This window comes from Streptomyces sp. NRRL WC-3742, assembly GCF_000720635.1.
GTDB lineage: Bacteria > Actinomycetota > Actinomycetes > Streptomycetales > Streptomycetaceae > Kitasatospora.
Genome location: NZ_JOCF01000003.1, coordinates 271,246 through 282,453, shown reverse-complemented (window position 1 = coordinate 282,453; position 11,208 = coordinate 271,246). Strand labels below are relative to the sequence as shown.

Annotated in this window: 9 protein-coding genes and 1 pseudogene; 5 read left to right on the top strand and 5 right to left on the bottom strand. The window is 72.3% G+C overall.

All coding sequences use genetic code 11. From position 1 onward, the window contains the following. A pseudogene (locus IH61_RS0103655) lies at positions 1–415 on the top strand (serine/threonine protein kinase); the annotation flags it as partial. Between the two features lie 38 nt (positions 416–453). Here the strand turns inward: IH61_RS0103655 and IH61_RS0103650 are convergent. Further along, positions 454–801: a peptidoglycan-binding domain-containing protein gene (locus tag IH61_RS0103650; protein ID WP_051836184.1), complete on the bottom strand. Its 348-nt coding sequence runs from the start codon at positions 799–801 to the stop codon at positions 454–456. Between the two features lie 582 nt (positions 802–1,383). Between IH61_RS0103650 and IH61_RS0103645 the strand changes: the two genes are divergently transcribed. Then, positions 1,384–2,736 carry a lipase family protein gene (locus IH61_RS0103645; protein WP_031064730.1) on the top strand — a complete coding sequence of 451 codons (1,353 nt, stop codon included), beginning with the start codon at positions 1,384–1,386 and terminating at the stop codon, positions 2,734–2,736. A 70-nt stretch (positions 2,737–2,806) separates the two neighbouring features. Here IH61_RS0103645 and IH61_RS0103640 read toward each other — a convergent pair whose 3' ends face one another. From IH61_RS0103640 to cseB, 4 genes are all read right to left on the bottom strand, one after another. Next, entirely contained in the window at positions 2,807–5,308 is a 2,502-nt protein-coding gene (locus IH61_RS0103640) for an ABC transporter permease (RefSeq protein WP_031064728.1), read from the bottom strand. 48 nt (positions 5,309–5,356) lie between these two features. After that, entirely contained in the window at positions 5,357–6,094 is a 738-nt protein-coding gene (locus tag IH61_RS0103635) for an ABC transporter ATP-binding protein (protein ID WP_031064726.1), read from the bottom strand. A gap of 165 nt (positions 6,095–6,259) precedes the next feature. Further along, the gene (locus IH61_RS0103630; RefSeq protein ID WP_107057028.1) at positions 6,260–7,483 is read right to left on the bottom strand and encodes a sensor histidine kinase; all 1,224 of its coding nucleotides are present in this window, start codon (positions 7,481–7,483) and stop codon (positions 6,260–6,262) included. 4 nt (positions 7,484–7,487) lie between these two features. After that, positions 7,488–8,219 carry a two-component system response regulator CseB gene (cseB, locus tag IH61_RS0103625; protein WP_031064722.1) on the bottom strand — a complete coding sequence of 244 codons (732 nt, stop codon included), beginning with the start codon at positions 8,217–8,219 and terminating at the stop codon, positions 7,488–7,490. A gap of 1,005 nt (positions 8,220–9,224) precedes the next feature. Between cseB and IH61_RS0103610 the strand changes: the two genes are divergently transcribed. From IH61_RS0103610 to IH61_RS0103600, 3 genes are all read left to right on the top strand, one after another. Next, positions 9,225–10,283, top strand: coding sequence for a hypothetical protein (locus IH61_RS0103610; RefSeq protein WP_158844618.1), 1,059 nt, complete (start codon positions 9,225–9,227; stop codon positions 10,281–10,283). A gap of 77 nt (positions 10,284–10,360) precedes the next feature. After that, positions 10,361–10,687 (top strand): hypothetical protein, encoded by a 327-nt coding sequence (locus tag IH61_RS0103605; RefSeq protein ID WP_031064710.1) that lies wholly within the window; start codon positions 10,361–10,363, stop codon positions 10,685–10,687. 160 nt (positions 10,688–10,847) lie between these two features. Further along, entirely contained in the window at positions 10,848–11,207 is a 360-nt protein-coding gene (locus IH61_RS0103600; RefSeq protein ID WP_078910793.1) for an NAD(P)H-binding protein, read from the top strand. The last annotated feature ends 1 nt before the right edge of the window (position 11,208 follow it).

The window sequence follows — 11,208 nt, the reverse complement described above, 5'->3', positions numbered from 1 at the left end:
GCCCCCCCCCCCGAGTACGGCCCCCGCCACGCCCTCAGCAGCTGCCCCCAGCCTCACCTCGTCATCGATCCCCGGCATCAACGGCCACGACGACCCGGCACAGGTCAAGGGCTCCGAGGCGGACACCAGTTGGCTGGGCAACGACGCCGCCTGCTCCGCCTGGCTCGACGACAACGGCTCCGGCGCGCTCGCGGGCGTGCTCAACACCTCCCTGAACCAGACCTGCGTGGCCGAGCTCAACCGTAGCGACGGCATCACCTACACCTTCCGCGCCTCCTGGGGCGCCGCGAAGACGAGCTTCGTCCCGGCCGGCGGTTACACCATGTGGATCTGCGTCCGGAACGCCGACAACCGATCCGGCGAGCAGTGCTCCGCCCGCTTCGGCATGAACGGCACCACCCCGGTCCGCCGGTGAAGGCCCCGCTCGCGCGGGGCCGGGTCGTTGGCGAACCGTCAGCAGACGTAGTCGGGAGCGGTGGTCCAGTAGTCGAGCGCCGCCCAGGTGTTCGGCCCGACGCTGGCGTCGACGGTGAGGCCGGCGCACTGCTGGAACCGCACGACGTCAGCCTCCGTCGCAGGGCCGAAGCTGCCGTCGCGGGTCAGGTTGCTGCCGCTCATCGCGTAGTGGAGCTCGCACTGGAGCTGCTTGACGGCGATGCCGCTGGAACCCCGGTGCAGCACCGGCTCGCTGTTGGTGTAGTTGCACAGGCTGGAGCTCTGCGCGGAGGCAGCGGGCGCGGCGGCGACGCCGAGCGAGAGCGCGAGTGCGGCGACGCCGAGCGCGGCAGTGATCTTCTTCATGGTGCCGTCCCCCTTCAGGGATCATCACGGAGCCGGGTGCACGACGAGGCATCCGGCGGGTCAGACCGACCAGGAGCCGGCCCGACACCGGACGGGACGGCCGTCCGAAGACCTCCCCTGTCGGCCTCCGACCGGCGCGTCCCCGTCCCGGCGCTCCCATCGTGCCGAGGGTTGCGGGACGGTGTCGCCGTGCTTCGGCGTGGGCCGAAAAAGGACACCCGAGTCAGCGGCCGAGGGGGTCGAAGGCGGCGCTGCGGCCGCGGCGGAGACCGTCTACCAGGCCCTGAGCGACAACGAGGCATCCGCGACGCTGCAGTGACAGCCCGAGGCCGCTTCGTCGACTCGGGCAGCCGGCCCCGCCTGCGCGCCCGCACGGGGCAGGGTCACCCGCCCGGCCGTCCACGTCATCACCGAGACCTGACGACCCGGCACACCGCGCTCGAAAGCGCCCCGAGAATTTGCGGTCCGGCACGGGGACAGCCTGTCGTGCCACTGTCATGATGTTCTCCGGGACGCCGCCTACCAGTTGGTAACACGCGTCCTGCGACGGACCGTCAGGAATTCACGAACCTCGGGGGAATCATGCGCACGTCCACGTCCAGGCTGCTCGCCGCCGCCGTCACCGCCGCCCTGGCCGCCACCGCGACGGCCGTCACGGCCGGCCCGGCCTCGGCGGCCGTGCGCTCCACGGCGAGCCCCGCCGCCGCGAGCGACCCGTTCTACTCCTACGACGGCGGCACGCCGCTGGCCTCGCTCGCGCCGGGCACCGTGCTCAAGACCCGGACCCTGCCGTACCACGTCCTGGGCCTGCCCACCCCGGTGACGGCGATCCAGCTGCTCTACCGCACCACCGACGTGCAGGGCCGCCCGGCGGCCAACGTCACCACCGTGGTGCGCAGCCTGACCGGGGACAGCGGCAGAGCCGTCTCCTACCAGTCCTTCTACGACTCGCTCGACCCGGCGGACAGCCCCTCCCGGGCGGTGGCCGGTGACCTCAGCCTCGGCGGGGTAATCCCGAACGCCGAGGCGCTCTTCCTGGTGCCGCTGCTCGCCCAGGGCTACAACGTGGTGATCCCGGACACCGAGGGCCAGAACGCCGACTTCGCGGCCGGGCCGGAGTACGGGACCAACACCCTGGACTCGATCCGTGCCGCAACCGCCTCCCCGGCGACCGGCCTGGACTCCGGCACCCGCTTCGGGCTGATGGGCTACTCCGGGGGCGCCGTCGCCACCGCCTGGGCAGCCGCGCTCGCGCCGAGCTACGCGCCCGAGGTGAACGCCGAACTGGTCGGCTACACCGAGGGCGGGCTGCTGGTGGACCCGGCGCACAACCTCAGGTACGTGGACGGCTCGCTGGTGTGGAGCGGGATCACGCCGATGGCGCTGATCGGGGTCTCACGCTCCTTCGGCATCGACCTCATGCCCTACCTGAACGACTACGGCCGCTCGGTCTACCAGCAGTTGGAGCACGCCTCGATCGTCGACGTCCTGGGCCACTACCCCGGACTGACCTGGAAGGCGATGGCCAAGCCCCAGTACGCCGACCCCAACTCGGTGGCGGACTTCGTCACGGCGGTCAACCGCAACAACCTCGGCTCGGCCCCGACCCCGACCGTGCCCGGCCACATCGCCCAGGGCGCCGGCGGCATCCTCGAGGGCACCTTCAACAACCCGCCCGGCATCGGCACGGGCGACGGCGTGATGGTCGCCGGGGACGTGCGGGCGCTCGCCCGGCAGTACTGCGCGACCGGCGCCGGCCCGGTCGCGTACCAGCAGTACGACGCCCTCAGCCACTTCGCCGTCCCCGTCGTCTGGGCCCCGCAGGCCCTCGCCTGGCTGAACGACCGCTTCGCCGGCCGCCCCGCCCCCTCCGACTGCGGCCGCATCCCGGCCGGCAACTCCCTCACCCCGGAACAGCCCACGCCGGCCCGTTGATCTGCACCGGGGCCCGGCCCGAGCCGGCCGGGCCCCGGCCGAGCCCCGATCGCGCGTCAGCCGTCAGGCGTCAGGCGTCTGCGACGGCTTCCAGCGGGCTCAGCGCGGCGGCCCTCCGGGCCGGGACCGCCGCGGCGGCGACGCCGATGGCGAGGGATGTCAGGCAGACGAGGAGCAGTGTCCCCCAGGGCAGGGTCAGGGTGTACTGCTTGATCGCGCCGTTGGCCAGCGCGCTGAGGGCCCACGCGCTGAACAGGCCGCCGACCAGGCCCAGGAGGGTGCCGAACGCGGCGACGGTCAGCGCTTCCAGGCGGATCGTCCGGCGGATGCCGGCCCGGTCCATGCCGATGGCGCGCAGGACGCCGATCTCGCGGCTGCGCTCGGTGACCGACATGGCCACGGTGTTCACGATGCCGAGCGCCGAGATGACGGCGCCGAGGCCCAGCAGCCCGTACATCAGGGTGAGCAGGTTGCTCACCGTACCGCCGGCCTCGTGCACGAGGCCGGCGCGGTCCTGCACCTTGAGCAGGGGGTTGCTGCCCACGGCGGTGCGCAGGTCGTGCTCGCCCGCGCCGTCGGCGCGCACCAGGATCCGCTGGACGGAGCCCTGCAGGCGGCTCTTCTGCTGGACCTCGCCCCGCGAGGCGAGGACGTCATGGGCGGCGGGGTTGTCCTGGTAAACGCCGACGACGGTGTACTCGGTGAAGCCCTGCGCGCGTCCGATCCGGGCGTTGACCCGGCTGCCCGTGGTCAGACCGGCGCCCTTGGCGATGCCGGCGGACAGAGCGATCCTGCCGGGCCCGAGGTCCTTGGCGGAGCCGCTGAGGAAGTCGAGCTTCATGACGTCGTGCACGGTGTCCGGGTCGATGCCGGAGACGGTCCGGACGCTGCCGCCGATGACCAGGGTGGAGTCGGCGACAGCGCTGGCGGTGCGTACGCCGGGGGTGTGGGCCACCCGCTGCACGGCCGCCGGATCGATGCCGCTCATGATGGCGTTGGTGCTGATCACGTAGTCGGCGCCGAGCCCGGCCGCGGCCTGGTCGGCGAGGGTCCGGCCGGTGGAGTCGCCGATGACGGCGAGACCGGTGACCAACGCGGTACTGATCAACAGCGTGGCGGCGGTCGCGGCGGTTCGGCGCGGGTCACGCAGCGCGTTCTGCCGGGCGAGCCGGCCGACGATGCCGGAGCGGCGGGTGCAACGGCCGACCAGCCGGAGCACCGGGGAGACGAGCACGGGGGCGACCGCGATCAGGCCGACGACGAGGAGGCCGCAGCCGAGTACCCCGGTGTTGAGATTGTCCTGGGCCGCGTCCTTCGCGGTGGCGGCGAGGTAGGTCAGCTGGCCGGCGCCGACCGCGAGCAGGGCCGCTCCGGCGAGCGGGCGCAGCCGGGAGCGCGAAGCGGGCTGCTCGGCAGCGCGCAGGGCCTCGATCGGGGCGATCCTCGCGGCCCTGCGGGCGGGCAGCCAGGCGGCGAGCACGGTGACGCCGACCCCGACGAGCACGGCCGCCGCGACCGGGCGTGGGCCGATCACCAGCGCGCCGGTGGGCAGGTCACTGCTCAGCAGGCCCGGCAGCGCCTTCGCGATGCCGAGGCCCGCGACGAACCCGGCCGCCGAGGCGGCGAGGCCGACCAGCAGGGCTTCGGTGAGGAGCGAGCGCACCACCTGACGGCGCGTCGCGCCGATCGCCCGCAGCAGCGCGATCTCCCGGGTGCGCCGGGCGACGAGCATGGTGAAGGTGTTGATGATCAGGAACGAGCCGATGAACAGGGCGACGGCGGCGAACACCAGCGGCAGCTTCGCGTACCCACGGGTCAGTGTCCCGACGTAGACCGCCTGCTGGTCGGCCAGCGCCTGGCCGGTGGTCGCCTCGGCCCCGGCCGGGAGCTCCGCGGTGACCTGCTGCGCCAGCGCGTACTGGCTGACGCCGGGCGCGGCGGCGAGGTCGATGCCGGTGTAGTGGCCGGGAGCGGCGAACAGCTGCTGGGCGGTGGCCCGGTCGAACAGGACCAGGGTGCCGGCGGCGCTCACCCGGGTGTCCCCGGTGGTGACGATGCCGACCAGGCGCTTGGTCATGGCCGGGCCGTCGGTGGCCAGGGTGATGGTGTCGCCGAGGTGGAAGTGGCCTGCGGCGGCGGTGCCTCGGTCCACGGCGATCTCGTCGCTGCCGGTCGGGGCGCGGCCGTCCGCGAGCGGGTGGCGGGGGTCCTTGCCGTCCTTACCGGGAAGGTAGGCGGCGCCCAGGTTGGAGCCGGGGTGGACGCGCAACGGGGTGCCGTCGGCCGCGTTCACGGTGGTGGAGCCGTCGGCGGAGGGCCGAACTGCGGCGACACCGGGGACGTCGGCCAGTTTCCGCGCGAGCGCGTCGGTGAGCGCGTCCGGTCGGCTCGCGGTGACGCGGACGGCGGTGTCGGCGAAGTCCCTCGTCGCGGCCGCCCGGTAGGCATCTGCCGTGGAGTCCGCGAAGACGAGGGCGCCGGAGACGAACGCGACCCCCAGACAGACTGCGAGGACGGTCATCAGCAGCCGGGCCTTGTGCGCCAGGACGTTGCGCAGGGCTGTACTCAGCATGGTCGACTCTCAGGATCGGATGGAGACGGTGGCCGGTGCGGTCGGGGTCTACCGGCTCCCACCGCTCAGCCGCAGCATGGCGTCGAGCACCCGGTCCGGGGTGGGGTGCGCCATCTCGTCGACGAGGCGGCCGTCGGCGAGGAAGACCACCCGGTCGGCATACCCGGCCGCGACCGGGTCGTGGGTGACCATGACGACCGTCTGCCCCAACTCCCTTACGCTGTCCCGCAGAAAGCCGAGGACCTCGGCCCCGGCGCGGGAGTCGAGGTTGCCGGTGGGCTCGTCGCCGAAGACGATCGCGGGCCGGGAGGCCAGGGCGCGGGCGACAGCGACGCGCTGCTGCTGCCCGCCGGACAGCTCGGCGGGCCGGTGTCCCAGGCGCTCGGAGAGGCCGACCATGGCGACCACCCGGTCCAGCCACTGCTGGTCGGGCTTGCGTCCGGCCAGGGCGAGCGGCAGCGTGATGTTCTCCGACGCGGTCAGCGTGGGCAGCAGGTTGAACGCCTGGAAGATGAAGCCGATCCGGTCCCGTCGCAGTTGGGTGAGCTGCCGGTCGCCCAGGCCGTTCAGTTCGGTGGTGCCGACACGTACGGAGCCGGAGGTGGGGGTGTCGAGCCCGGCGGCGCAGTGCAGGAGGGTGGACTTGCCGCAGCCGGAGGGGCCCATGATCGCGGTGAACTCGCCCTCTCGGAAGCCGACGCTGACCTGGTCCAGTGCGGTGACGCGGGTGTCGCCGCTGCCGTAGACCTTGGTCAGGTCGGTGGTGGCGGCCGCGATGCCGGGCATCGTGTGGGGTTGGTACGGGAACTGGGGGGCGACGGTCACGGGTCTCCTCTTCGGGTGCGGAAGCGTGCACCTCGAAGACTGCCGCGCCTACGTATCCGGCCCTGGGCCGTCGTGTATCAGCGGACGCGCCGCCGTGTATCGGTTGTGCAGCAGCGGGGCCGCGGGTCAGACCGGCAGGCGCAGGGTGGCGACCGCACCGCCGTCAGCAGCGTTGGCCAACTGCAGCTCCGCTCGCAGCAGTTGAGCCTGACCGAGGGCGATGGTCAGGCCCAGTCCGTGGCCCGAACCGCGCTCCGCCGTGCCCGTCTGGAAGCGGCGCGGGCCGTGCCGCAGCAACTCGACGGGGAAGCCGGGGCCGTGGTCGCGCACGACGACCGTGCGGCCCTCGACGGAGACCTCCACCGGGGCGCCCCCGTGCCGGTGGGCGTTGACCACCAGGTTGCCGACGATCCGCTCCAGGCGGCGCGGATCGGTCTCCACCACCTGCCCGGCGGACGTGTCGACCTCGGCGTCGAGACCGGTCCGCGCCACGGCCTCGGCCACCACGGCGCCGAGCGGCACCCGGGAGCGGACCGCCTCCTCGGCCCCGGCGTCGAGGCGGGAGATCTCCAGCAGGTCCTCGACCAGGGCCCGCAGATCACGTACCCGGTCGCGGAGCAGGTCCTCCGTCTCGCCGGGCGGCAGCAGGTCGACGGCGGCCAGCAGACCACCGACGGGCGTGCGCAGTTCGTGGGCCACGTCGGCGGTGAACCGCCGTTCGGTCTGCAGCCGACTGCTCAGGCTGTCGGCCATCAGGTCGACCGTCGCGGCGATGTCGGCGACCTCGTCCCGTCCCTCGGTCGGCCCGGTACGGGCGTCCAGGTCCCCGGCGGAGATCCTCCGCGCGGTCTCGGAGACCAGCCGCAGCCGCCGCGCCAGCAGCCCGGCCGCGTAGACCGCCAGCGGCGCGGCCACCGCGAGCGCGACCAGCGAGGCCACCGCCATCGCCGCGTCCAGCCGGGGCAGGCCGGAGAGCTCCGGACCCATGTTGACCTCGAACGCGAGCACCGGACTCCCCGGACCACCGGTCCGCTGCGCCGCCCAGACCATCGGCCCGGCCACAACCACGTGCCGGTCGCCGTCGGCCGGATCGCGCAGGGCGGCGGGCAGGCCGGCCGGGTCGAGCATCGCCCCGTCCGCCAGAGTTCCGGTACGGCGGTACGTCTCCATGGCCGAGTACACGGAGTTGAAGGCCCGCGCCTGCGCCCGGTCCCGGATGTCCTGGTCCGTCCACAGGTGCACCAGCACGCCGACCGCCACCGCGACCAGGCAGGCGGTGGCCGCGGCCAGCGCCGCGATCTTCCAGCGCAGGGACGCGCGGACCGGCCGCAGCCGGTGCAGCGGTCGCATCGCCTCAGCGCCTGAGCTTGTAGCCGAAGCCGCGCACCGTCTCGATCCGCTCCCGCCCGAGCTTGCGGCGCAGCCGCTGCACGCACAGGTCCACGACCCGGCTGTCGCCGTCCCAGCCGTAGTCCCAGACGTTGCGCAGCAGGGTGTGCCGCTCCAGCACGATCCCGGGACGGGCGGCGAACTCCAGCAGCAGCTTCAACTCGGTCGGGGTCAGCGCCACCGGGCTTCCGGAGACGGACACCTCCAGTGCGGCCGTATCGATCACCAGGTCTCCGAAGGCCAGGACGTCCCCCTGCGCGGACTGCTCCCCGCCCGCCACCGGACCGGACGCGCCGGCAGGTGCATAGGCCGCCCGCCGCAACAGCGAACGGATGCGCGCCACGAGCACGAAGGTGTCCACCGGTTTGACCACGTAGTCGTCCGCCCCGGCCTCCAGACCCGCGACGACGTCGAGCCCGTCACCCCGCGCCGACATCATCAGCACCGGCACCAGGCTGGTCTCCCGCACCCGGCGACACAGGCCGATCCCGTCCAGGCCGGGCAGCATCACATCCAGGATCAGCAGGTCGAATTCCTCGTCACGGAACAGCTCCAGCCCGGAGAGCCCGTCCGCCGCGACCCTCACCTCGTACCCGTACCGCCCCAACGCGACCGCGAAGGACCGCCGCATCAGCTCGTCGTCCTCCACCAACAGCACGCGAACCGGAGACGAAGCCACCGGGTTGGACGAGGACACGGACGGACAGCCCCTCTCGGACGTTCAGGTGCGACGCGGCACGGCCCCGCCTGCTCACGGCGTCGGCGAACCGGAAGGAACGATACGGCACACACCGGGCACAACAACCACGCCCGAAACCCGAACGGGGATAGTCGCCTCCACGGAGCCTCTCCACCTGGTGGCCGGGCAGGCCGAGGCGATCCTGAACAGCCTCGGCCTGCCCGGCCAGTCCCAGATCGACGTCGTGACCGTACCGACATGGCAGTCCGCTCCGCCGTCTCCCCCGGGCGGGGCGTACCACTCCAGCCTCTCCTTCGGGAATGCCGACGAGCCGCCACCGGACCCTGGCGTGTACGTCACGGCCAGGCACGGTGACGACTGGACCTAGTGCCGCGTCAGGCAACCTTTGCCCTCCCCCAGCCTCCGGCCGGGAGGTGCCCCCAGGCAGCGGCGTCCGGTGCGTGCTCTCGGCGTGCCGGCCGGAAGCCCTCGTACTGGACGTACTCGGGCTTTCGGCCGGTGCGGCGAGAGTGCGTGCCGGGCGTCGCGATGGGGCGAAGGTTGCCTGACGCGGCACTAGATTCAGCTGCCGGCCGACATGCAACCCGCCGACACTCTGGCCCGATTGGCCGACGGCCTTCAGGACTGGGTCATCGACCTGACGCACGGCGCCGCCCGCCCGCAGTGCCCCGAGCATCCGCACCCGATGCGTGCGGGAGTGGTCGACGGCAGGGCGACGTGGACCCGTCCGAGGCAGCCGGGGCGCGCTGTCTCCTCGATCGTCTGACCGCTCGGCATGTCGCCCTCGCCCCGACCTCACCGCTCCAACTCATCTCTGCGCAGCGTGAGTTGACGCCAAGGAAGGCCGCAGGCGAAACGACACCCGCGAACGCCTCATCAAATCCTCACATTCTCTGGGGGAAGCTCTGCGAACACGCGAGCAAGGCGGGGGCGGGCGGGGATTGCCGGGTGCCCCACGCCGTTCGTGATCCGGAGACGATCGAAGAACGAATGAGGATGTTCATGCAGCTCTATGCCCCGTTCCGGCGGACCGTCGTGGTGGGGGCCACGGTCCTCGCCCTCATGCCTGTCGCCGCCGCACCGGCCCTTGCGGGCACCGCGGACAGCGGGGACGGCACGGTCGCCGCCGCAGGGAGCCTCTCCGAGTTCACGGGCGTGGAACGTCTCACCGACGACACGGATCCTGCTGCCGACCAGGCCGTCCAGGACTCCTGGACACCCGAAGCGATGCAGGCCGCGAGGCCCGTGGAAGCCGTGACGGACCAGCCGCAAGCGGCAGTCGGCGACGACGTCCCCACAGCTCCCGTGAGCGAGCCGTCAGGTCCGCTGGACCAGGGCTCGGCCGAACCGGCCGACCCCGCCGAGCCCCTGGGGGCCCCGACCACCGGGCTCGCGGCCCCCAGGGGCTCCTGGCCTTCCAACGGAGTGCCCTCCGTCGGCGCCTTCTTCTTCGACATCGGTCCCGTCAAGTGGCGTTGCACGGGAACGGTGATCAACACCGGGTCCAGGAACATCGTCGCGACGGCCGGCCACTGCATCTTCAACCACTTCCCATCGCCCAACGGCGTCTTCGTTCCCGGCTACCACGACGGTCAGGCGCCGTTCGGCAAGTGGTCGGTGAAGTCCCGCTACATCCCGACTCAGTGGCGCAACAAGCGAAACCCGGACTTCGACTACGGCTTCGTCGTCCTCAAGGACCTGAACCGCCGCAGGATCCAGGACGTGACCGGCGCGAACGGCTGGCGGACCAATGCGGGGTACAACAACTACGTCGAGATCACCGGCTACCCGGGCAACCGGGACACGCCGCTCCAGTGCATCACCGCCACACACCGGCTCAGGAACTACACCTGGCACGTAGAGTTCCCGTGCGACGGCTTCGCGGACGGGGTGTCGGGCTCCCTGCTGATGGAGAACTTCAACAACAGCACCAGCCGCGGCACCGCCATCGCCTCCCTCGGCGGGGTCGACGGCGGTGGCAGGAGCGACAACGTCTCCTCAGCCGTCCTCTGGAACAGCGGCACCGCTGCCATGATCAACGCCGCGGTGCGCGGCCAGTGACGCGCTGACCTACCCAGGATCCCCGACGCTCATCGATTCCGCGCCGGGGATCCTGCCAACTCCCCGAGGGAGCACATGTGAACGAGAAGTCAGCCGAGAACTCAGCCTGGCGGCGCTCGGCCGCCCCTGCGGTGGCGACCACCGTCCTGATCGGTTGCACCGTGGCGTCCTGGTCGCTCTTCCACCGGGAACAGACCTGCTGGAACAAGGGAGGGGGACGGGCCATGGCGGCAATCGCCGCGTCCGGTCTCGGGATCCTCGGCCTGCTGGCAGTGCTGGCGTCCTGGGCCCTGGCCCGCTGGTCCGAGTCCCGAGGGGGGGCGGTGGTCGCCGTGCTGCTGGCAGCCTTCGCGGTTCTCGCCGGGGTCGGTGTGGTCCAACTCGCGGAGCCGTTCTGCGACTGACCCGCCCCGTCCTTCGAGAGACGGCGAGGCGAACCCAGCTGGCTGACCCAAACCCTTCCGCTCCTGGCCGAGTTCGTCGAGGTAGAGCGCCGCGGTGGTCCACCGGCGGAGGGCCGCGTCATCATCGAGGTCGTCGTGTCCTTCGTACGCCCTGACCGTGATGGCCGAACAGGGCATCCGCCGGATTGCCCTGACCTCCTCCCAGGGCGCCGGTGACGACTGGGCCCGGCTCATCCCGCTGGTCAAGGCGTTCATCAACCTGTCGAACATCAAAGCCGGCTTCACCGACCACACCGGCGTCGACCAGGTCGTCCGCGCCTCCGACACCGATTGGACCCTCACCCGGGGCGTCGCCCTGACCGACAAGCCCGCCACCGGCCCCCTGCGCGCCGCCGACCCCGGCACCACCGCGCCCGGGCGCTGGATCAACCGGGCCAACCTCGCCCGCTTCCTCCTCGACGCCGTCGACGAGGACACCTGGATCCGCAGCGCTTCGCTGGTGTGGAACGCCCGCGGCTGAC